Below are 24459 nucleotides of genomic sequence, written 5' to 3' on the forward strand. Positions count from 1 at the left end.
TCCACAGTTAGCCAAAATCCATACTAATTACGTTAGCACAAATCCAATTTGTTGGCAACAGCTACTACTTTTTACTTATAACAATAGGATAGGTTATTGGTTACAAAGTCAGTCCTTATAAATGGATTGAATATCATCAATAATTATTTCACCATTTGATTTATTTGCATTTTCTGTTTGCATGTATCGAATTGGAAGATCCATTTTTAGTGGATAAGACAAACCTGTCGGTAGGATTGCTTCTACAAATCTCCAGTCTGTCCAATTTACATTTTTATCAAAGTCAAGATGTACTACTTTTCCAGATGCATCTTCAAGTTGCGCTCTCAACCAGTTACCTTTTCCATCACCTTTAACCCACATACCGATTTTTTTAGCAGGAGTACTGATTGTTAATTTAGTTTTTGCGTTAACGTATGCTCCGGAAGTTCCTGAAGTATTCGTAAAATCATAAACTAGTTTAATAGCTTTCGTACCGTCTCTATCATTCTTAGCTTCCTGAACAGAAACAGATTTCACACGGTCTCCTGTTGCTTCATAATTAAAAATACCTTTATTAAAAGATTCTAATATAGTTGGAGCAACATTACCTACAATTACAGGAATCGTAATAGATTTTGTTCCATACTTCACTGTAATTGTACCAACACCATCTTTATTTTGAGCAGTAAACTTTCCATTAGATTGTACCGTTCCGACAGTCGAAGTCCAGTTAAATGCAGATGCTTCTGTTAAGACTGCTTGTCCATTTTTCATTCCTTTTGCAGAAAGTTGTACCGTTTGCCCTTTTTGTAATTCTAAGAAACTATTAGACGGAACAATACTATCTAGAGTATTTGTTACTTTGATTTTGATGTTCGTTGTTTTTCCATCATAAGTTACTACTCCTGAATAAGTTCCTGGAGTCGCTGATACTACTTGTTTCCCACCACTTGATTTTAAAATGGATGAAGTAACTTTTCCATTCCCAGATACCGCCACCGGATTCATGTATTGATCGATTCCTTTTACAGGAACAGATAACTCTGTGTATGCAGCTCCTTGGAATACCTCCATTACATTGGATGCTGGTGTGATTGTATATAAAGGACCTGTTTTATATTTACTAATAAATAATAAACTGTTTGATACCGCTCGCTCATTTCCATCGGATGGTTTATTATCAACAGTTACTTTGCTATCACCAAGATTTCTTGTAACTTGAGTAGAAGAACCACCGCCATCAAAGGTCATGGCATAATTTGCACCTAAATCTTTCATCAATTTAGCCGTGTTTTGTAACGTTAAACCCTTACTTTCAGTTGTTCTTCCATCTATAACGGTTGTAAATATACTTCCGTCTTTTCTGACACCAACAGCTGTTCGCGGTGCTACTCCTGCAACTTTAATCGTTTGGATCGTACCGTTTTTCACTAAATGATAACGTCCACTCACAGCTTCTCTTACTTCGTTCCATTCAGCTGGAGTAAATGCTGTTTGGATCTCAATTTTATCTCCAACTTGCACATTTTGTAAGAATTGACTTGCAAAGTTATGTCCAGATAAAATGATCTCTCCTTTATTTAAAGGAGCATTTCCTACTCCAGTAATATTCTCAATTACTGTTCCAGTTAAAACTTCCTGTCCATTTAATTTACCTGACTCTACTTTCACTCTAACTTCTGTACCAAGCTCATTCGTATTGGTTGTTGCTGCAAAATCTCTTGTATAAACTACTAAATGATTTGCTAATCTCTTTCTATTAACAGAGTTAATAGCATAGGATTGACCGTTTACAGAAACATTCATCGATACTTTGGGAGCACCAATAATCGCTTTATTGTCTCCTTTAATACCTAAAACTGCTAATTCATTTATGTTTGTTTGTGGAGTGGAAACAATGGAACCATCCATCATCATCAAATCAATAGGCTGACCTTGCTTATCAAAATAATCAGCGTTCACTCCTGCAACAACATGGTAAGAATCATTTTGTTCCACACTATTTGCTTGGGAAGAAGTTGTTTCAAGACCAATTAATTGGTCTTTAGCAAGTTCCGTTTTAAATCCGATATTAGATGTTTTGCCATCATATTCAATCATAAATACGTTTTGTGCACCAATCGCACCATCTATATCGAAGTACTTTTTACGTATTCCTGGTGCAAGTTGAGTTACGGATTGACTCAAGACTTTACCACCTGTAAGGGTAGGTGTAGCTTCAGTTGGGAATAAATTTGATGAATTACCTGGCACTGTATTTCCTTGTGCATTTGCCAACTCTTTTAATTTTGCTTTGGAAGGCGTTTTGTACTCTACATAGCCCGCCATTTTCGTAATGTACATATTACCGCCAAGTCCGTATTGTCCGCCATATAAGTTATCATAACGGTACACTCGATACTGCTCGCCTACTTTTAAAACTCTTTCAAACACTAAACCATTTGAAGTACGTTTCCAAAGGTTGATCGGTTTTACTACTTTAATTTTCCCGACTTGACCAGGAACCATTAAAATACCGTCCCAATAAACTTTGGTAGTTTGTGCTTCTGCTTGGCTTGGTTGGAAAATTGCACCCGTGACGATAGCAAAAATAATAAAAAAGTATAGCATTTTTTGTTTCATTTAATTGGAATTCTCCTTATTCTTGTTGTTTTTTATCGCGATTTTTTTCAATTGTATATTTCCAAAGATTACTGCCATCGTAATAATAAAGGTTTCCATTCATGTCCTTCTCAAGTCCATAAACCCCTTTGTCCTTCAGCCATTCTACTTCTAATTTATCTTTAGCAACTTTAAAGAGTTTTCCTTCTACACTTCCATAGATATATCCGTCATTACTATCAATTATTTGAGCATTACGGAATCTACCAGAAATTAAAGGGAGTAACTCAACATACTTAATCTCTGTAAATTCATCTGTATAAACAAATAATTTACCATCTGCCATTCCCCAAATTTTATTATTGCTATCAACAATTAAACTTGTAATCATACTAGAATCAAAAGGTAATTGTATATACTTTTTGTAATCCGGATTGCTTCTATTAAAGTAAAACAACCTTGCTCCTCTTGGATTTACTTGTTGATTCGCATGGATAGAAGTTCCCCCGTACACTTCTGTTCCTCTACTTGCCAGTGAAACGATACTTTGGTTGTATATAAAGTTTTCGTATATATCAAATTTCTCTGTTACAGTATCATAGAAAGCAAGAGCTCCACCACCAACACTAGCATCTGGCAATGTTCCAAATATAATTTCTTTTCCATCATTATATGGTGTTACAGCCGTTGTTCTTTCTTGACCGTATTGGTTCATTCGGATAACCTCTTTTGGATTTGCAGTATCCCATGGTTTTGAACGATCATAAATTAGTACTCTAGCTAGTGGATATGCACCGATGTATAGCTTATTGTTAATATCAAACATTGTTTCAATTTGACTAATATTTCGGTACAATTCTTTGTTCCCTGTTGCTACATCATATACTCCAAGCCCGCCTGACATATAACCATTAGCAAATATTTTTGTCCCATCTGAGCTTGAAGCTAATGTATATAATTCTACTGGCTGCTCAGGTAATTCAAATTGAAGATATTTTATCTCTGATGTTTGTGGGTTGTACTCGAATAGTTGACCTAAATTATCGACCATACCAGAAAGAATCCACCCCTTTGATCCCTCTTCTATTGGTACTTCTTCCACTGGTTTTTCTATGTTAGATTCTTCAGTAATCGGCTTATCCACAATTGGTTGCTTTAAAGCTGGCTCAGTGCCAATTGATGTAATTGATGAAGATACATTTAATTGTTCCTCTGTAACTACTTCATCTTCTGTTTCTTTTAAGATGAAATCTAAATTAATTGCTTCCGTCCCTTTTGGTAAATATAACCCAAGTTCTGTATGCACTTTTGTTTCAAAATCGTATTTCATTAATTGCTGGGCTTTTGTGTAGTATAAGGATTTTCCATCAGGAGACAATGTAGAAACTGTTTTTGAATTCAATTCAAACTCATCAACAATTTTTAAGGTTTTTCTATCAAATACTACGGCAACATTGGATGGATATAATCTTGCAACTATAAAATCATCTGTTAAAACTAGATCTTGCGCATATTTTTCAGACATATATTTTGATGGTAAAAAAGAAGTGAAATTTTTTGCTTTAGGCTTTTTCACTAATAAATCCATTGACGAACCGATTGAAACAAATATTTCTCCTGTTTCTTCATCTGCTACAATTGCTTTAACAAATTCTTTTCTCTTACGAATTTGCCCAAACTCTTCTATTTCTTTTGTCTCCGTGTCATAAGCAACGAGTGATCCACCATAAGCAGATCCTGCATAAACTTTATTTCCAGAAACGATTAGATCTTGAATAGAAGTATCACTTTTATTGGAAAAAATACTTCCATGCTTTTCAAATTCCTCTGTGTTTGGATCATAACTATAGAGCACACTTGCTACAGATCCACCAATCCAAAGCTTTCCGTTCTCATCAACGTCCAATCCCCAGGCGCTTTTTGAATCTTCTAATGTAAATGTATGTACTATTTCTTTCGTTTCATAGTCTACAACTACTAACGCTGCTGGAGATCCGTGCATGATGTAATAAATAAAGTAGTCTCCCTCATTATTTGCTGCAATTTTAGATGAAATTGCGGAAGATTTATAAATTAATGGACCTAAGTTTTCATACCCTTCCTCTACTACTACTTCTTCTTCCACTGGCTCTATCTCTACAACATCTTCTAACCATTCTTCTGAATTATCTACTTCCACAACTTCTTCTGTATTTATTTGTTCTTCAGTCTTCGTAAGCTCTTCTGCACTTACAATATTTCCTGTTGGCGTTGCTATCATAGCGGCAATAATTGGCAAATAAACTTTCTTCAAATTGTAATTCCCCCTTATTTTATATAATAATATTAACATCATTTGGTAACTTTTTAAACTTATTCTTGTAATATAATTGAAATAATAGCAATTNTAACATCATTTGGTAACTTTTTAAACTTATTCTTGTAATATAATTGAAATAATAGCAATTCAACTAGAAAATGCTAGCTTTATTTTTTCGTGATATAATAGATGTTGGAATATAAAAGTAGGGAGAATGAAAATGTTACATTCTATTAAAAAAATGATTTCAGGCGAAGTCATTGAACTTAAACAGCTAAAAAAAATAGTTTCTAAAATAAATACTTTAGAAGATTCTTTTACAAATAAAACAGACGCGGAACTGAAAGCTTATTCTGACCTGTTTCGGGAACAATTAAATAAGGGAGTTTCACCAGAAGAATTAATTGTGGAAGCATTCGCGGTTGTTCGAGAGGCATCCAAACGAGTACTAGATAAGCGTCATTATGACTCTCAGCTAATGGGTGGTGCAGTTTTAACTCAATCTCAAATAGCACAAATGCAGACAGGAGAAGGAAAAACCTTAGTTGCTACCCTTCCTGCTTATGTTATGGCTCTATTTGGAAAAGGAACTCACATTATTACAGCCAACGAATACTTGGCAAGTCGAGATTACGAACAAATGAAGCCTTTGTTTGAGTTTTTAGGATTGACAGTTGGACTTAATGTTTCAGGTATGGAAACGGATGAAAAGCAAGCTGCTTACAATTGCGATATTACTTATGGGACTGGAACAGAATTTGGGTTTGATTATTTAAGGGACCATATGGTTCAAGGTGAAGACCAATTAGTTCAAAGACCATTGTTTTATGCTTTGATCGATGAAGTGGACAGTATATTAATAGATGAAGCGCGAACTCCTTTAATTATTGCGGGGAAATCGAATGCAAGTTTAAACTTATTTCCAATAATGCATCTTGTCATCGACTCTTTCCAAGATGATGAAGACTATAAGTATTATCCTGAAACAAAACAAATCGTGTTACTCGATAATGGCGCAGACCGTTTAGAGGCAGCTTTCGGCATTGATAATGTATACGATAGCGAGCACCGTGAATTTATGCATATTGCAATGCAGACCCTTCGAGCTAAAGTTGTTATGCGCAAAGATGTAGATTATATTGTCAAAGATGACAAGATTATGATTGTCGATCCATACACAGGTCGTATTATGGAAGGCCGTACATTTAGTGATGGGTTACACCAAGCAATCGAAGCAAAAGAAAAGGTTACAGTGAAAGAAGAAAATAATACGCAAGCTTCTGTTATGATTCAGCACTACTTTAGATTATATAAACATGTATCTGGTATGACAGGTAGTGCCGTTCCTTCACGTGATGAATTTTGGGAAACATATAATTTAAGAGTAACTGAAATTCCTACGAATAAACCAAATAAACGTGTAGACATGGACACACTTGTATACTTAACTGCTAAAGATAAAATGAAAAAAGTTGTAGAAGAAACACAAAAATACCATGAGACAGGACGCCCGGTATTAATAGGTACTACTTCTATTGAACAATCTGAAAAATATTCTGCTCACCTATATGAATTGGGCATTGAACATTCTATTTTAAATGCAAAAACAGTAGAAGACGAAGCAGAAATAATCGCAAGTGCAGGACAAATGAATAAAATTATGTTAGCAACGAATATGGCTGGACGTGGAACAGATATTATGTTGGGTGAGGGTGTCGCAGAGCTAGGTGGACTACATATTATCGGTACCGAACTCCACAGTAGTGCCCGTATCGACATGCAGCTTCGTGGACGTGGAGGTCGTCAAGGTGATCCGGGTAGCACTCAATTTATCGTTTCACTTGAAGATGAGCTTTTCCATTACTACGATGAAGAAGAGTTTGATAAGTATAAAGGTAAAGTGAAAACGGATGAGACCGGCTTAATCCTTTCACCTAATCCCACGAAGTTTGTATATAATGTACAAAAGGTTATTGAAGGTATGCATTTCTCCAGTCGATCTCATCTATTAAAATTGGATGATATTAATAACGATCAACAAAAGGTTATGTATAACTACCGAGAAAAAGCATTAAAGGTAGAAAATATGCAATCGCTTATTGAAAATGCAATGCAAGAGAGATTTTATGGATTAGTTGAAGAAATCCCAGAATTAAATCTAGATGAAACTACTAATTCAACTATCTTAAATGAAATTATTGATGAAATAAAAATAATAAATATGTTGACTTTAAAAGATGAAACTATTTTTGAATCTATAAAAACCGAAACCAAAGATCAATTAACAAAAACGCTTGAGGACGTATACAATACTGCCTTAGAAGTCCTTCATAATACAGATAAAGATGACGAGAATTGGAGTGATATCCAATCCATCTACTTAGAAACATTGGATCGATCTTGGATTACTCACTTAGACAATCTGTATCATTTAAGAGAAGGTATTAGTATTAGAGGTTATTCCCAAGAGGATCCATATCGACTGTATTCTTTTGATGCTCTTCATATGTTTAATGAAATGCTTCATTCCTTCTTCCGAGATGTTATTCGGTATTATTTACAACTGAATGCAACAAAAGTAGAAGAATAAAGTAAAGGTCAGTACCAATATTCGGTACTGACCTTTTATTATTTGTTATATCTCCAAATATCTCCTGCCGTTGTAAAATAGATGTTACCGTCAGCCCCTAGTGCTACCCCGTTCGATTGTTGTGTACCCAACAACTCTAGCTTAAAAGATGTGGAATGAATACGAAATAATTTATTCTCAATAGTTCCATAGATGAACCCGTCTTTTCCATCCACTAAAGATCCATTTCTAATTTGTCCACTTGTACGGCTTACGACAGGTATAGCCTTAGAATTTTTCGTCTTAGAATTATATACAAATACCGTTCCATCTGCCACTCCCCAAATAGTAGATGAGGGGCCAATGATCATTGCAGAAATAAGTCTAGGCTTTGCGATTGGGGAAGGCAACTCCTCTGGCTTTGCATTAATATTGTTTGCTGGAATTCTAAAAAATTTTGCAATTCCTATTCCACCAGATTTACTATTCGCGAATGTAGAAGTTCCTCCATAAAAATAACCATTTGAATATGTTAATACCACAATACTTTGATTTGGAAAAGGTGCTTTTCGATTAACTACTTTTTTCGTATTCAAATTATAATAGCTTAAGCTTCCAGATACAGTTCCTTGTTTTGGATGTGACCCTACCGCAAGGATTTTTTCTTTAAGTGCTATCGCTAATGAAATAGGTCTATTTTGTCCCATCTGTGAAACAGAAAAAACCGTTTTTCCATGTGGATTCGTTTCGGGATGATAATACATGACGTCCCCTGCAGGGTAAACACCCAAATACATTCCCCCGTTGTAAGGAGTCATACCCTCTACTTGTCCAATACTAGTAATTTGTGTTTTATTTTTCGTAATGGGATTTAAGATAGAGACCTGGCCAGAAACATAGCCACTTGTGAATATATTCCCCTTACCATCTGAACTAATCATATGAATTGGTACACTTTGTTTTGGTAGATTCAATTTTGTAATTTCAACCTTATTTTTTGTTTGATTATATAAAAGGTGAGTTCCTGTATTACCTAAAAGTCCAGTTAGCATTGTGTCTCCTGAAGGTGATTTTACAAAATCCATTGAAACAGCTTCAGTCCCGGCTAAATTAATCTTCATATCTTTTGTAATACTTGATTTCGTATTAAATTGATATAAGCTGGTGGATGAATTAGTCATATACGAATAATACACATTTCCATCTAAAGGAGAAGAAACTCCTCGTGAGCCAATTGCTAATTCTTTCATAAATTTGTTTGTTTTTGCATCAAAAACTAATACTTTTTTACTTGGACTGAGCTTGGCAAAAATAAGCCCTTCTGCAAAATCTAAGTCATAGACATCACTTTCAGTTTTATATTTAGCAGGTAAAATTTCGGTCTTTTTATTCGTTTTTAAATCCCAAACAATTAGGGAAGCTTTAGAACCAGCTCCAACGAATAACCTATTGCTTCCTGTTTGGAAAGCTAGACTTCGTGCATTTTTTTGAATTCCTGTTGCTGCTCCTATTGTTGAGAACTTTCCATTTTGAAATTTAAATACTTTTCCATTAGGAGCTGTGCTTCCATAAATCGCATTCCCTACTACTTCTAAATCTAAGATAGATGTATGACTACTATCTGGTGTTCCATGATTTATTAATTTCTTGTTCGTGGGATTATAACTATATAAAGCTGCGGTTGGCGTCCCACCAATCCATGCGTGTCCATTCTTGTCTATCGTAATTGCCCAAGCTGCAGTTGATTTGGGTAATTTAACTTGATCCATTAATTCCTTTGAAGGAAGCTTATACACTGCAAGAACTGCGGGCTCACCTTGAAGAATTACATATTGATACGGAACACCATTTACATTTGAAGCTGCTCCACTCATCGCAACCGTTCGCTCAAAAGGAGTATATACTTTCTCAAACCCTCCCTTTGTCGCTGTCACCTCTAAACTTGTTGATAAAAGCAAAAATATTATTCCAATGCTTAGCATAAATTTTCCGATTCTCTTCATAACTTCCCCCGTTTATCTTTCTATTTATCTCGTCCATTTTTATCAAATCTTAATAGGAAGTCGAGAGAGCAAAGGTATTATAAGCATATGTTTAATAAATTTTATGAATATCCATACTAAGCGTATGATTTTATAATAATTTAAGACTCTATTACATACTAATAACAATACATTTATGCCTAAAAGAAACGGGGATTCTATGTCGAAGAAGAAAGTTATCTGGATTTCACTTATTACATGCTTTTTAATAGGAGTAGTCGTCTATGCAAGCAGTATTTATAATGATGTTTCCACAACAATACAAACCATCCACGAGCCAGAAATACGAAAGATTTCCGAGTTAAGAACTACTGAAGTGGAACTAGTTAAAAAGGAACCATTTTCTTTGCTCCTCCTGGGGGTCGATGAAAGAGAGGGAGACAAAGGACGTTCGGATACTATGATCGTTTTAACAGTTAACCCAACGACAAATTCAACGAAGATGATCAGCATTCCACGGGATACATATACCGAAATTATCGGCAAAGATAAGCTAGACAAAATTAACCATGCGTATGCTTTCGGTGGAATTGAAATGTCATTGGATACAATTGAGAACCTTTTAAATATCCCAGTTGACTATATATTACAAGTAAACATGGAGAGCTTTCTAGAAATTGTTGATATCATTGGGGGAGTTAATGTAGATAACCCAATTGCTTTTCAAGAAGGTGGATATACATTCAATGAAGGAATCATTCATTTAGACGGTGAGCAGGCACTTACCTATGTACGCATGCGAAAGGATGATCCTCAAGGTGATTTTGGAAGACAAGCTAGACAAAAACAAGTACTTCAAGCCATTTTAAAAGAAGGAGCAACTGTTAATAACTTATGGAAATACAAGGAGTTCTTAGCATCCATTCAAGAGAATATTCGGACCAATATGACCTTTGAACAAATGATCGATATACAAAAAGGATACAAAAATGCGTTAAATCAAATCGAAACTTTATCTTTTGAAAAGGGTGAAGGCACACGGATAGATGGTATTTGGTACTATGTGATGGATGAGCAAGAATTGAATAATGTGACTCTCCAGTTAAAGAAACATTTAGAAATTGAATGACCTAACCGTCAGCTTATCCGATAATAGCGACAAACTTATAATAATCCCAAAAGTCTAAACGCTGACTTTTGGGATTTCTTTATTCATTTATACTTTTCTTTAAACCAATCACACATCACCATCGCATCACCTATTTTACGCAAGGACCAAGTGTTAGATTTTACTTAGAAATCAATATGCGGCTTACTTTCTACTTCCAGTGCAATAACACTCTCATATACACGGGTCGGTTTTTGTGGCAAGGACTTGGCTTCAAATGTTTGTAGCGACTCATGGAAGCCGGCAAGTGTTCTTTACCTACATCTCATCCCTTCACTATATATTTAGAATAACATTAACGTTCTCATAAACTTCAACACATAAAATAAAACCCTAAATAAAATTTATTTAGGGTCTTTAGTAAAATTAGTAAGCATCATATATATCAAAATACTTCCAAGCATTATTCTCTTTTATCATTAAATAAACACTAGTTAGTGTATCTGTTTCAGTTCCCTCTGTCATTCGATCCGTTACTTCTACATATGCATATCCATCGAGAATAGATAACACGTTTACATCTAGCAATTCAAATTTCATATTAAATTGATCAAATGCATCTTGGATGTCTTTTTTCAAATATTCATAATCTGGATAGGCTTCATTATATAAATTAAATACTCCATCTACATCTTCTTTATTAATAAGATCATTAGTAGTTGCGAAAAATTGTTTCAGTTCTTTCTCTTGTGCTAAGAAACTAGCATCGTTTCGAATGGTTAAGCTATATATATCAAAAAGAGTATAGTAAATTTCATCCTCAACAATTTTATCTAAACTGTTAAATAATTGATTCACTTGATTTTCAACTACTACTTGATTCGCGTTTTGTCCTACTAATGTATTTAACTTTCTCAAATCACTTTTTGCTGTAATCGTGTATTTCGCATCATCCAGTACTTTTTCAGCAGGTGCCTTAAAAGTAGCAAGGAAAGCATCCCGTGTTGATTTGCCATAAACTTTATACAATAATTTCGCTTGCTTTCTTATTTCTGCTGAAAGTTCATGATATGTTTTTTCAGTAGAATCTGCAGTTGGCTCATCTCTGTACTGTTGTTGAAACTTTTTCGTCAAGGCTGCGATTTTATTACCGGATGTAATGGCATCTACATATCCCATTGTACGTTCATAATGAATACCAACGTTATCTTCTAATCTTTGTTCTAGCTTTTGTTTTTCAGAGCCACTCGATGCTGAAATTTCTTTTTTCGCCTGTAAATAAGCTGACTTTGTTGCATTAAACACCTTCATATCCGGTGTTTTTATAACCTTTGTCGTCTCATACGATATTTGCCATTTAAGTTCACCCGCATACTTTTCAGCAGTTTTTACAGCTGTTTCTGCTTTTGATAAAGAAGCAGCAGAAGCTTTTGAATAAGGAATAAACATTGCGGAACCTAAAATCCCTAAAGCTAATGAATACGAAAGTATTTTTTTCATAAAAATCTCCATTTCTTTCTTAATTGAAAGGCGTATTTCACTATTACAATTTCATACAATTTATTCTATTTTAACTTAGGGAAAAGTAGAACACAATCCTTCTTCAAGTTTTACACAATAACTACTTTAGAATAGTTTGAATAAATTTTTCTAGACGGTTTAAACCTTCTTCAAGCACAGCCATAGAGTATGCATATGATATACGAATATACCCCTCTCCATAAGGTGTAAATGTACTCCCTGGAACAACTGCAACTCCACCCTCTTGGAGTAACTTAGTTGCAAAATCAAATGAGTTCATACCGAACGCTTCAATAGAAGGGAAAATATAAAATGCTCCATTAGGTTTTTCAACTGGTAACCCAATTTTATTTAAACGTTCATATACATAGTCACGTCTTTTCACATACTCCACATTCATTTCAATTGGTGTGTCTTTTGAATTTGTTAGTGCTTCAATCGCAGCATGTTGAGCAGGTAAAGAAGCGCAAATTGAGTTGTATGCATGCACCAACATTACTTGTTTCATAATTGTAGCTGGTCCCATTAAGAATCCAACCCGCCATCCAGTCATGGAATGAGATTTCGAAACACCATGAATATAAAAAAGTTTATGTTGAAGCTCTTTATATGCCGCAAATGAATGATGTTCACCCGAGAAAGTATTTTCACTATATATTTCATCAGTCAGGATAAAGACTTCTTTTTCCTTCAGCATTTGTACTAATTCATCCATTGTTTCCTTTTGTATGATAACACCAGTAGGATTGGAAGGATTATTAAACAAAATTGCTTTTGTTTTTTCTGTAATAAGTCTCTCTAAATTTTTCGCTGATGGCTGAAACCCCGTTTCCGTCGTATCCAAATAGACTACTTTTGCACCACATAATTCAATTACCGGTACATAACCTGAATAGATTGGGGCTGGTAAAATTACCTCATCACCCTCCTCTAAAATCGTCCGGAAAATCGAGTCAATTGCTTCACTAGCTCCATTTGTAATTACAATTTCATTTTGAGGATCATAAGAGAATCCGTATTTATTCGAGAAAAAGGTATTGACTGCTACTCTAAGTTCTAGTAATCCTGCATTATGAGAATATCCAGTCAAATTCTGTTCAATTGCTCGAATCCCCGCCTCTTTTACTGCGACTGGTGTTGGAAAATCTGGTTGCCCAATTGTTAAATTAATAGCGTTCGGAAAGTTTACCAGTTGATTAGAAAACTGCCGAATTCCTGGTACTGTTAGTGTTTTAGCACGTGGATTTATGCTCAAAGACATACTACTTCATCCTTCTTTCACTTTATATTACTTAAAAAAACTTGGTAGCCATAAAGATAAACTTGGAATAAATGTAATAACGATTAAACAAATAATCATTGAGAATAGAAACGGTATAATCGCCATGACTATTTTTTCAAACTTTACATTCCCTACACTTGAGGCTACAAATAAGTTTACACCAAGTGGCGGTGTGATAAAACCAATCGCTAAGTTAGAGACTAAAATAACGCCAAAATGTATTGGATCAATGCCCACTGCAACAACAATAGGTAATAATATTGGTGTTAAAATTACAAGCGCAGATATAGTATCTATGAACATACCAACTATTAATAGTATGATATTAATCGCTATTAAAATGACAATTGGATTAGTAGATAATTCTGTTAAGAAAGTTGAAATATCATTCGGAACTTGTTCTAATGTCATAAAGTAAGCAAAGGAAACAGAAAGTCCAATAATAATCATTGTTGTTGCATTAATGACAACTGCTTCTCGAAAACATTCATAGACAGTTTTCCATGTAAGTTCTTTATATACATATAGTCCTACTATTAAAGAATAAACTACTGCTACTACCGCAGCTTCTGTTGGAGAGAAAAATCCCCCATATATACCACCTAATATGATAACCGGAATAAGTAATGCCCATTTTGCATCAAAAGTAGCTTTTAAAACATCCTTAAATGAAAAAATTGCATTTTGTTCTGAAGTATACCCTCTCTTTTTCGCAATTATATAAGCTGTTATCATTAGAGCAATTCCAATTAGAATTCCTGGAAGAATACCCGCTAAGAACATACTTCCTACAGATACACTCCCTATTACTCCATATAATACGAAAGGAATAGAAGGTGGAATAATAACACCTATAGAGCCAGCAGATGCAGAAACTGCAGCCGCGAATCCTCCATCGTATCTCTTCTTTTTCATTTCAGGAATCATAAAACCACCGATTGCGGCAACTGTTGCTGGACCTGAACCGGATATTGCCGCAAAAAACATCGAAGCAACAACAGTCACTAAAGAAAGTCCACCTACAATCCAACCTACCATTGCTGCAGCCATATCTAGTAAACGTTTGGAAACCCCGCCTTTACTCATCAGCACCCCCGCGAGCATGAAAAAAGGAATTGCCAATAAAGGAAATGAATCAAGAGAAGTAAATGCTTTTTGTGCAATAATCCCAAGGGGTAATGTAGAACCAAAATAAATGGCAACTAGAGCTGAAATTCCAAGAGAAATGGCAATCGGCACACCGACTAATAAGCAAATGAATAACGTTCCAAATAATAATGCTACTGTCATGCGATTATCTCCTCATCTGCTGGTTTGTCATAGTTTCCTTTCCATACCTCCACTAGTTGTACAATTAATCGAATAGCCATTCCTAAACCCCCAAGTGGGATAGCTAAGTAAGCAATCCAAACTGGAATTTGCATAGCAGGTGCTAGTTGGCCATGTTCAATACTACTCAACACTAGTTCTGTTCCAAATACCGCCAAAAAGAGTGCCATAACAAACCATATGAGAATTGAAATTGTTTCTAGTACTTGACGAAAAGTTCCATGGAAGCGTGTAACAAACGCTTCCACTCTTATATGTTGTCGTAATTTTACGGAATAGCTTGCGCCGATCCAAACTTGAAAAATATGAATATACCTTGCCATTTCCTCTGTCCAACTAGGAGCAGATTCAAAAACTTTTCTACCAACTACTTGTCCAAAAATTAAGGCAACCATAATAACAAGTGACCAAACAAGGAGGATTTCTTCAAACTTTGCAAATTTCTTTAACATAAAAATTTTTCCCGTCCCTTCCCCTTATTATTGATTGTTTGCATCCTCAGCCATTTTAACTAAATCTTCACCAATTTCTGAAACATATTTATCGTAAACAGATTTCGTTGCATCTTTAAATTCTTCACGTTCTTCTGGAGTTAGTTCATTCACTTTCATTCCTGATTGTTTCAGTTTGTTTAAGAAATCTACGTCTTGTTCTTGAGCAAGCTTACGTTGTTCTGTTCGATATTCTTCAGAAGTCTTTACAACCAACTGTTGAAGATCTTCTGGTAATGAATTGAAAAATTCATTATTCATCAACAAAATAGTTGCGGCATAGACATGTGAAGTAATTGTTAAGTAGTCTTGTACTTCATAAAACTTGTTTGTGTAATAGAGAGAAATCGGTGATTCCATTGCATCATATGTTTTTTGCTGAAGTGCTGTATATAGCTCACCAAATGCAAATGGGGATGCGTTTGCACCGAATGCTTTAAACGTATCTGTATGGACCGGATTTTCAAGTGTACGATATTTCAATCCTTTTAAGTCCGCTACTCCATGAATCGGACCGTTATTGTTAGACATATGACGGAATCCATTCTCAGCAAAAACAAGTCCCTTTAAATCATTGTTTTCCAATTCTCCAAGTAACTGTTCACCAAGAGCTCCATCCAACGCTCGGTATGCCGCGTCATGATCATTAAACAAAAATGGTAAATCGAATACCATAAATTTTTTATTGAATGATGCAAGAGGTGCTACGGCTGGAATGGTCATTTCAATATTTCCAAGTTGAACTGCTTCAATCGCTTCTCGGTCTGAAGCATATAGTTGTCCATTTGGATATAACTCAACTTTTAATCGACCATCTGACTCTTTTTCAAGCTTTTCTTTAAAAGTTTCAGCCGCAATATGAGAGGATTGCTCTTCAGAGACTAAGTACGCAATTCGAATTGTGTAAGAACCTTCGGACTCCCCTGTACTAGATGTAGTTACTGTTTCTGTAGGTCTTCCACATGCGGATAGTGTTATAACAATAATCAGTAATAATGCGAATAATTTTTTCATTTCATTTCCCCCTGAGTACAATATGATAAAAATCTTTTTTCTACATTATCTAGGTGACTTGTCATAAGTTGTTTAGCTAAATCTTTTTGATGATTTTGAAGTGCTTTTAATATCTTTGTATGCTCGTTGTAAGCTTCCTCCGCACTCACTTGTAACGTATTGGAAAGAATCAGAAATGCTCGATTAACTCCAGCATTAGAATCATGTATAAGCTCCACTAGCTTCTTATTGTCTCCAATACTTGCAAGAATTAAATGAAACTCTCGGTCTAAATCGATAAATGAATGAAAATCATTACGATTTATCGATTCTAATTGTTCTTCCAAATTGTTTTGTAAATCATACAGTATTTTTTCAGAGACTTTATCTGTATTTTTATCGATATTGTAAATTTCTAAAAGTCTTCTAATTTCCATATAATGTAGCCCATCAACGATTGAAAAAGTAGCTACAGTTGCTGGCTTTGCTTTATTTAACTGTATAAGCCCTTCTGCTGCTAACCTCTTTAATGCTTCACGAATTGGAGTACGACTGATTCCTAGATCCATTGCCAATTTTTCTTCTGGTAGCTCTTCGTTTTGTTCAAGCTTTCCGGCGATGATTGAATCTTTTATACTCTTAAATGCTTGATCTGCAAGAGTTTCTTTTGGAAGTATCTTTTTCAAATGTCCCCCTCCTTCCTGTATACTGTATACAAGCATAATATATTATGCTACTATTCTTGTAAACAAAAATTTTAGAATTATTAGAAAGTTAGGTGTTTTTAATGATGTTGAATAGTTTGATTGAAAAACTAGGAAACAAAAAAGTGAGTCAAAGTGAATCAGAGTTATATCGCCACAGTAGAGATGAATCTTCACATCCCCGGGTAGAACCAGATTTTGTGTTTTTCCCAGAAAATGTGGAGGATGTTGTGAAAGTACTTCAATTAGCAAATGAATATGATGTTCCAGTAACGCCATATGGTGCTGGTTCTGGCTTAGAGGGCCAAGCTATTCCAATTAATAAAGGGATTTCAGTGAACTTCGATCAAATGAATAAAGTAGTGGAGTTTTTCCCAGAAGATTTGATGATTACAGTAGAACCTGGAATGACACGTCTTCAGCTAAATGAGTATGTAAATAAACATGGACTATACTTCCCAATTGACCCAGGTGCTGATGCTTCTATAGGAGGTATGGTTGCCACCAATGCAAGTGGTACTACAGCAGTACGTTATGGTTCGATGCGGGACCAAGTATTGGACTTAGAAGTAGTTCTAGCAAATGGAAGTATTATACATACTGGTTCAAAAGCGAAAAAATCATCTTCTGGTTATCATTTAAATGGAATTTTCACTGGTTCTGAAGGAACTCTAGGTATCATAACGAAGGTTACAGTTAAACTGCATGGTATTCCCGAAAAAGTTTTAGCTGCACGTTGCACATTTGAAACTCCCGGTGAATGTGCAGAAGCTGCTCAAGCTGTTCTATCAAGTGGTATTCAAATAATGCGTATGGAACTAGTGGACTCTGAAAGCATAAAACAAGTAAATGAATACGGAAATTATACATTTCCAGAAGCACACTCCCTTTTCTTTGAATTTGCTGGCTCACCGAATATCGTGGAAGAAGAAGCTACAGTTGTAGAAGAACTAATGAAAGAATTTGGCTGTAAAAACTGGGAACGCGCAAATTCTTCGAAAGAACGTACAGAACTCTGGAAAGCACGTCATGAAATGGCATATGCATATAAGCATATAAAAGGGAAAGTATCTACGGGATCGGATTCATGTGTTCCTATTTCAAAACTCGCTGAAATGGTTGTATTTGGTCGTAAAATACTAGAAGAAAGCGGACTAATAGGAGGAGTATTTGGACACGTTGGCGATGGTAACTTCCATACGCTTGTTATGTATGATCCACATAATTCAGTAGAAGTTGAAAAAGCAGAATATACAAATTCACAAATTGCGTTGAAAGCGATCGAACTTGGTGGTACATGCACAGGTGAACATGGGGTAGGTCTAGGGAAAATGAAATACCAAGTTGCCGAGCATGGGGAAGCTGTTGAATTAATGAAATCAGTTAAAGCGTTATTTGACCCAAAAGGCATTCTAAATCCTGGAAAAATATTTTATTAATAATAAGAAAAACGCTTATCGAACGCTTTAAAGCAATACGTGTGAGACATTTCATTTGGAAATTTATTAAATTTCCTACTACTGATTAATGCCAGGAAAAATACGTCCATATAAATTTCTTCCGTCCACATAAAAAGTTTTCCGTCCGTATAAAATCTTTTCTGTCCACATAAAAAGTTTTCTGTCCGTATAAAATCTTTTCTGTCCACATAAAAAGTTTTCTGTCCGTCAGTAAACTTTTGAACACTAAGTTTACGGTAGTTGAATTATATAAACTTTCATTATCTTTTAAAAAAGGACTGTACAACAAATTACGTTGTTGTACAGTCCTTGCTATTCTATTGAGGCATTTGATCGTTTTCGAGGCTTAGTTGCCATTCGATACCGAACTTGTCCTTCACGGATCCGTAGCATTTACTCCAGAAAGTTTCTTGGAGCTCCATTCCTACTTTTCCGCCTTCTTTAAGTGCTTCAAATGCTGATCTAATTTCATTTTCATCTCTACTTACAACTGCTAAGCTAATATTATTGCCTTCAATGAAAGGAGAACCAGGAAAAACATCAGAAAACATGACATTGCTTCCACTAATATTTAGTCGAGTATGCATAACTAAATCTTTTGCTTCCTCTGGTAGCGTGTAATCGGGACTTGGTGGTGCTTCACCGAAAGTCATTACTTGTGGCTTTTCTGTTTTAAAAACTTCTGCGTAAAACTCTGCAGCTTCACGACAATTTCCATTAAAATTAAGATATACATCAACAGCCATTTGATACACTCCTCTACTTTTTAATGTTATTCATGTATTAATGAATGACAAGATTATTGTAGCATTTGTCTGTTTGAAAAAATATATACCTCTGTTAATTTTATGAAAAAAATTGTTTAATAAACTTTATCACCATTAAAAATTGAATTTTTAACGATAACATAATCTACATTTCGGATAGCTTCTAGTTTATTTCCACCAGCATAAGAAATAGAAGATTGAAGATCTTGCTCCATTTCTTTCAATGTATCTTCAAGTGGCCCTTTGTGTTCTACATACATTTTTTTGCCTTCTACATTTTTCTTTTCGCCTTTTTGGAATTCAGAAGCAGAACCGAAATATTCTTTATATAGCTTTCCATCTTTTTCGATTGTTTTTCCTGGAGACTCTTCGTGACCGGCAAATAGTGATCCAATCATTACCATAGATGCACCAAAGCGTACAGATTTAGCGATATCACCATGCGTACGGATTCCTCCATCAGCAATAATCGGCTTGCTTGCAGCCTTTGCACACCAACGAAGTGCTGCTAGTTGCCAACCACCCGTTCCAAATCCTGTTTTAATCTTCGTAATACATACTTTACCTGGACCAATTCCTACTTTAGTTGCGTCGGCACCAGCATTTTCTAATTCTCTAACCGCTTCTGGTGTTCCAACATTACCAGCAATAACAAAGCTGGCTGGTATATGTTTTTTTATATGTTGAATCATATTGATCACTGCATTCGAGTGCCCATGTGCAATATCAATTGTTATAAATTCAGGTACTATTTGTTCCTCTGCTAATTGTTCAATAAATGAATATTCTTCTTCTTTAACACCTACACTAATTGATGCGACTAGTTCACGAGATTGCATATCTTTAATAAAAGAAATCCGCTTTTCTGGTTCAAAACGATGCATGATATAGAAATAACCATTTTCAGCTAAATAATTAGCGATTTTATCGTCAATAATAGTCTGCATATTTGCAGGTACGACAGGCAGCTTAAATGTATGTCCACCTAAAGTAACAGTTGTATCACATTCAGAACGGCTATTAACTACACATTTCGCCGGAATTAATTGAATATCTTCATAATCAAATACATTATCCATGCTTAACACTCCTAAATACGAATATTAATTATACGGATGAACTAAAATGTTCGTCCATCGGATAATTTACAGCAAATTCATGTAAATGTCAAAGGTTTTAAATTAATAAAGGCCAATTAGTTCGATTCCTTATTAACTTATTACATCCGTGACATAAATTTCTCTTTAAAAGGGTAAAGGTGAAATATAGAAATGAAGGATTCTATTCTTGACGGACAAGCAGACAAAAAAATTATTCCATTTAATTAATAAGATACTCATAACATTCGGTTGTATTCAACTTATTGAATTACAACGTCTAAAGACATCAAGATGCTTAGGAATACCATACAGTTTTTAGTGGAAACCTATTAGTAAAAAAATCTTCCTAAAGAAGGTGGTTTTAAAATGACTACTAATAAAAATATTTCCAATCGATTAATCGCTGAAAAATCACCTTACTTATTACAACACGCACATAACCCTGTTGATTGGTTTCCATGGGGTAAAGAAGCTTTTAATAAAGCGAAACGCGAAAACAAGCCAGTATTCGTAAGCATCGGCTATAGTACTTGCCATTGGTGTCACGTGATGGAAAGAGAATCATTTGAAGATCAAGAGGTTTCAGAGCTATTAAATAAGTACTTTGTTTCTATAAAAGTAGACCGAGAAGAGCGTCCTGATATCGATTCCATCTATATGAATGTATGTCAGATGCTTACTGGTCAAGGTGGGTGGCCACTTCATGTGTTTTTGACAGCAGATCAAAAGCCTTTCCATGCTGGAACTTACTATCCGAAAGAAAGTAAACATGGGCGTACAGGAATGCTCGACCTTTTACCACAAGTTTATAATATTTATATAAATGAACAATCCCGAGTTGTTCATATTAGCAATAAACTTACGGAGGCCTTAAATGAAGGTCCTCCATCAAATGAGAGCTCTATTCCACCTAATACAATTGATCAAGTCTATCAACAGTTAACTGGCAATTTTGATACCCAATATGGTGGTTTTGGAACTGAGCCTAAGTTTCCCTCCCCGACCAAGTTATTATTCTTATTGCGATATTATTATGCAAATAAAGATGATAATGCTTTAAATATGGTGGAAGCAACCCTTGATGGAATTGCACGTGGAGGGATATACGATCATATTGGATATGGTTTTGCTCGATATTCCACAGATGAAATGTGGCTTGTTCCGCATTTTGAAAAAATGCTATATGACCAAGCGTTACTGTTGCTTGCCTTTACGGAAACCTATCAAATTACGGAAATTCCTCAATATAAAGAAATTGTTTACAACACGATTGAATTTATCGAACGGGAGATGACTCATCCAGATGGAGGTTTTTATTCGGCAATTGATGCGGATAGTGAAGGTGCTGAAGGTACTTATTATATTTGGTCGTTATCAGAAGTATTGGAAATATTGGGTGAGCACGAAGGAAATCTGTTTGCAAAAGCATATGATCTTACTGAGGAAGGGAACTTTGAAGGTAAAAATATCCCAAATTTAATTTATTCTGATGCAAAATCCTTAGTAGAGGAATACGATATTTCTTTGGATGAGTTAGAAGAGCGTTTGGAAGCATCCCGTCAGCTACTATTTAATAAACGTCAAACTCGGGTATATCCTCATCTGGATGATAAAATACTTACTTCTTGGAATGGACTACTTATTGCAGCTCTCGCAAAAGCTGGTGCTACCTTTGCAGAATCAAGATTTATTGACCTTGCAGCTAAAGGATTACAATTTATAGAACAACATTTAATGAAAGAGAATTTGCTATATGCACGCTACAGGGATGGCGAAGCAAAGCATATGGCTTACTTAGATGATTATTGTAATATCATTTGGGCATTAATCGAATTACATCAAGCAACTGGGAACGAAGAATATATTGGGAAAGCAACAAAGTTAGCAACTACCCTTTATACCTATTTTGAAGACAAGGAAAATGGAGGTTTCTATTTCACAAATAAAGAAGCAGAAAAGTTAGTTATACGTGAAAAGTCGGCATTAGATGATGCAACACCTTCAGGGAATGGTACAGCAGCGATGCAACTTTGGCGATTAGCAAAAATTACAGAAGATATGGAGCTACTGAAAAAAGTGGAACACATTTTTTCCGCATTTACTGACGATGCTTTACAATACCCATCTGCCGTTCTTTCCATATTAAATGCACAACAGGGCTATCTTGTCCAAGCCCGTGAAATAAAAGTAAATGGCAGTCCTGCCATAGAAATATTACATCACTTACACAAAACATTTCGACCGTATGATATCTGGACACACGATAAGAGTGCTCACTCCCTTTCGGTTCAAATTTGCCAAAATAATATTTGCCACAATCCACAAACTGATTTGGATCTGATTTTAAAAGATTTATCATAAATAGGTTAAAGGCACTTTAATTAGTGCCTTTTAACTTTTCCGTTATACTCCAAATGGATTTCCTTTCTCCCATCCATATATGCTTCTATCAATTTAATTCGTTCACTTAATTCGAGTATAGCCTGCATAATTTGATGCTGCTCCATTTTGTTAATATTCGAATACAGTTCCATATATTCTACGGATTCTCCTACTCTTCTTAGACTCTGATTCATAGCCTGTACAAAATACTCAATTTTCATTTGGCATACCCCCAATCCTATGTATACGTACTATATTAGATTGTTTTAGAGTTGTTTCAAGTGTCAGAATTATTCGTATTCTTTATCTATGCCATTTTGAACGGTTATAATCAATTACTTTTCATTTTTGCTTATGTTTAATCAATCAAAATTTTATTTTCAGACTATATTAGTAAATAAATAGGCCGTTTCTAAATATACTAGACTTAAAGGATTGAGGAGGAGAATGGTTGTATCCTAATTATGTTGATTCGGAAGAAATGGCCATGAGACAGAATTTAGATTTAATTGCTTCCCTTAATATGATTGCAGAAGGAAGTCCAGTTCATCTCCTTGATGAACAAGAGTTGGTACAAGAAGACAATTAAGTTTTAGTTCCCCACATTTGTGGGGTTTTTTAAATAGATTTATAATCGGTCTTTTCCACCGATAAGTAAATAGACGAATAATTTAGAAGAAAGGAAATTAAACATGAATAACGTGCTAGAAGATATAAGGCCAATTGTGGAATTGGTTTTTCACCACCTGCATAACAATCCGGAGGTTAGTTGGAAAGAAGTTGAAACGACAAATTATTTAGTTGATTTGTTAGTTAACGAGGGGTTTGATGTAACGACTTTCGATGATTCCACTGGACTTCTTGTTACTATCGGAAATGGCAAGCCATGCGTAGGACTGAGAACAGATATGGACGCCCTTTGGCAGGAAGTTAATGGTGTATTCCAGGCAAATCATTCTTGTGGTCATGATGCACATATGACGATGGCAGTTGGTACACTGCTATTATTAAAAAAACTAGCTGTACCCAAGCAAGGAACTTTGAAAGTTTTGTTTCAACCAGCTGAAGAAAAAGGAACGGGAGCCCTTTCGTTTATTGATAGAGGATTGGTTGATGATATGGACTTTTTATATGGCGTTCACCTTCGGCCAATTCAAGAATTAGAACAAGGTTACTGTTCCCCAGCCATAATCCATGGTGCCGCAAAGCTTTTGATTGGGAAAATCCACGGATTAGAAGCACATGCCGCTCGACCGCATCTTGGTATAAACGCTATTGAAGTTGGTGCACAAATTGTACATGCAATTCAGGCAATCTACTTAGACCCGATGGAGTCTTATTCGGCAAAGCTCACAAGATTTCAAGCCGGAGGAGAATCGGGAAATATAATTCCTGGAAATGCTGAATTCAGTATAGATTTGAGAGCACAATCTAATGTAGCAATGGATGAGCTGATTGCAAGAGTGAAGAACGCCATCCACTCTATTGCAGGCCTTCATCAAATTACAATCGACTACCATATAGAAACGGAAATTGTTGCGGCAGAGGTAGATGCAACAGCAGTCGAAATAATGAAAGAGGCAATTATTCATACAATTGGAGAAGACAATTGTGTACCTCCTATTGTGACACCTGGTGGTGAGGATTTTCATTATTATCCTGTAAAAAGACCTACTATAAAAGCGACAATGCTCGGACTTGGCTGTGATTTAGCTCCAGGATTACATCACCCAAATATGAGCTTCAAGCATGAATCAATCTTCACTGGTATTGAAATACTTGCCCAAACAATCATGAACACATTTCAAAAAGAAATGAATGAATGAATCCGATAGAGATGTTAAATGGATTACAAATGGTACAATATTAATCGTTAATAATATTTACCA

Annotated in this window: 18 protein-coding genes; 6 read left to right on the top strand and 12 right to left on the bottom strand. The window is 35.2% G+C overall.

Going from position 1 to position 24459, the window contains the following annotated elements; genetic code table 11:
• Window positions 1–108 precede the first annotated feature (108 nt).
• Window positions 109–2604, bottom strand: coding sequence for a phosphodiester glycosidase family protein (locus tag AN959_RS01615; protein WP_056827723.1), 2496 nt, complete (start codon window positions 2602–2604; stop codon window positions 109–111).
• A gap of 16 nt (window positions 2605–2620) precedes the next feature.
• Complete coding sequence (locus tag AN959_RS01620) at window positions 2621–4876, bottom strand: hypothetical protein (protein WP_056827725.1); 2256 nt, start codon at window positions 4874–4876, stop codon at window positions 2621–2623.
• A gap of 226 nt (window positions 4877–5102) precedes the next feature.
• Between AN959_RS01620 and secA the strand changes: the two genes are divergently transcribed.
• Window positions 5103–7472: a preprotein translocase subunit SecA gene (gene secA, locus AN959_RS01625; protein ID WP_056827727.1), complete on the top strand. Its 2370-nt coding sequence runs from the start codon at window positions 5103–5105 to the stop codon at window positions 7470–7472.
• Between the two features lie 38 nt (window positions 7473–7510).
• Here the strand turns inward: secA and AN959_RS01630 are convergent, their stop codons facing one another.
• Window positions 7511–9454, bottom strand: coding sequence for a WD40 repeat domain-containing protein (locus tag AN959_RS01630; protein ID WP_056827728.1), 1944 nt, complete (start codon window positions 9452–9454; stop codon window positions 7511–7513).
• 199 nt (window positions 9455–9653) lie between these two features.
• On the opposite strand from AN959_RS01630, the gene AN959_RS01635 reads away from it, so the two are divergent.
• Window positions 9654–10562, top strand: coding sequence for an LCP family protein (locus AN959_RS01635; RefSeq protein WP_056827730.1), 909 nt, complete (start codon window positions 9654–9656; stop codon window positions 10560–10562).
• A gap of 405 nt (window positions 10563–10967) precedes the next feature.
• Here the strand turns inward: AN959_RS01635 and AN959_RS01640 are convergent, their stop codons facing one another.
• From AN959_RS01640 to AN959_RS01665, 6 genes are all read right to left on the bottom strand, one after another.
• The gene (locus AN959_RS01640) at window positions 10968–12041 is read right to left on the bottom strand and encodes a hypothetical protein (protein WP_056827732.1); all 1074 of its coding nucleotides are present in this window, start codon (window positions 12039–12041) and stop codon (window positions 10968–10970) included.
• 121 nt (window positions 12042–12162) lie between these two features.
• Window positions 12163–13323, bottom strand: a complete 1161-nt coding sequence (locus AN959_RS01645) for an aminotransferase class I/II-fold pyridoxal phosphate-dependent enzyme (protein ID WP_056827734.1) — start codon at window positions 13321–13323, stop codon at window positions 12163–12165.
• Between the two features lie 27 nt (window positions 13324–13350).
• Window positions 13351–14634: a TRAP transporter large permease gene (locus tag AN959_RS01650; protein WP_056827736.1), complete on the bottom strand. Its 1284-nt coding sequence runs from the start codon at window positions 14632–14634 to the stop codon at window positions 13351–13353.
• Window positions 14631–15125 (bottom strand): TRAP transporter small permease, encoded by a 495-nt coding sequence (locus tag AN959_RS01655; RefSeq protein WP_053592177.1) that lies wholly within the window; start codon window positions 15123–15125, stop codon window positions 14631–14633. Before AN959_RS01655 ends, AN959_RS01650 begins: the two co-directional genes overlap by 4 nt.
• 27 nt (window positions 15126–15152) lie before the next feature.
• Window positions 15153–16178 carry a DctP family TRAP transporter solute-binding subunit gene (locus AN959_RS01660; RefSeq protein ID WP_056827737.1) on the bottom strand — a complete coding sequence of 342 codons (1026 nt, stop codon included), beginning with the start codon at window positions 16176–16178 and terminating at the stop codon, window positions 15153–15155.
• Window positions 16175–16843: a GntR family transcriptional regulator gene (locus tag AN959_RS01665; RefSeq protein WP_056827740.1), complete on the bottom strand. Its 669-nt coding sequence runs from the start codon at window positions 16841–16843 to the stop codon at window positions 16175–16177. Before AN959_RS01665 ends, AN959_RS01660 begins: the two co-directional genes overlap by 4 nt.
• A 101-nt stretch (window positions 16844–16944) precedes the next feature.
• Between AN959_RS01665 and AN959_RS01670 the strand changes: the two genes are divergently transcribed.
• Window positions 16945–18300 carry an FAD-binding oxidoreductase gene (locus AN959_RS01670; RefSeq protein ID WP_056827742.1) on the top strand — a complete coding sequence of 452 codons (1356 nt, stop codon included), beginning with the start codon at window positions 16945–16947 and terminating at the stop codon, window positions 18298–18300.
• A gap of 338 nt (window positions 18301–18638) precedes the next feature.
• Here AN959_RS01670 and AN959_RS01675 read toward each other — a convergent pair whose 3' ends face one another.
• Both AN959_RS01675 and guaC read right to left on the bottom strand, forming a co-directional pair.
• Window positions 18639–19067: a VOC family protein gene (locus AN959_RS01675; protein ID WP_056827744.1), complete on the bottom strand. Its 429-nt coding sequence runs from the start codon at window positions 19065–19067 to the stop codon at window positions 18639–18641.
• A 116-nt stretch (window positions 19068–19183) separates the two neighbouring features.
• Window positions 19184–20167, bottom strand: a complete 984-nt coding sequence (guaC, locus tag AN959_RS01680) for a GMP reductase (protein WP_056827746.1) — start codon at window positions 20165–20167, stop codon at window positions 19184–19186.
• Window positions 20168–20554: 387 nt separating this feature from the next.
• Here guaC and AN959_RS01685 point away from each other — a divergent pair, with 387 nt between their 5' ends.
• Window positions 20555–22549, top strand: a complete 1995-nt coding sequence (locus AN959_RS01685; RefSeq protein ID WP_056827748.1) for a thioredoxin domain-containing protein — start codon at window positions 20555–20557, stop codon at window positions 22547–22549.
• Window positions 22550–22569: 20 nt separating this feature from the next.
• Here AN959_RS01685 and AN959_RS01690 read toward each other — a convergent pair whose 3' ends face one another.
• A complete protein-coding gene (locus AN959_RS01690; protein ID WP_056827751.1) occupies window positions 22570–22791 on the bottom strand; it encodes a hypothetical protein in 222 nt (73 codons plus the stop codon).
• 230 nt (window positions 22792–23021) lie between these two features.
• On the opposite strand from AN959_RS01690, the gene AN959_RS21205 reads away from it, so the two are divergent.
• Both AN959_RS21205 and AN959_RS01695 read left to right on the top strand, forming a co-directional pair.
• Entirely contained in the window at window positions 23022–23159 is a 138-nt protein-coding gene (locus AN959_RS21205; RefSeq protein ID WP_172794285.1) for a hypothetical protein, read from the top strand.
• A 103-nt stretch (window positions 23160–23262) separates the two neighbouring features.
• Window positions 23263–24396 carry a M20 peptidase aminoacylase family protein gene (locus AN959_RS01695; protein ID WP_056827753.1) on the top strand — a complete coding sequence of 378 codons (1134 nt, stop codon included), beginning with the start codon at window positions 23263–23265 and terminating at the stop codon, window positions 24394–24396.
• Window positions 24397–24459 lie beyond the last annotated feature (63 nt).

Origin of the sequence: Psychrobacillus sp. FJAT-21963 (assembly GCF_001420585.1) — a bacterium.
In the GTDB taxonomy this organism is placed as follows: Bacteria; Bacillota; Bacilli; order Bacillales_A; family Planococcaceae; genus Psychrobacillus.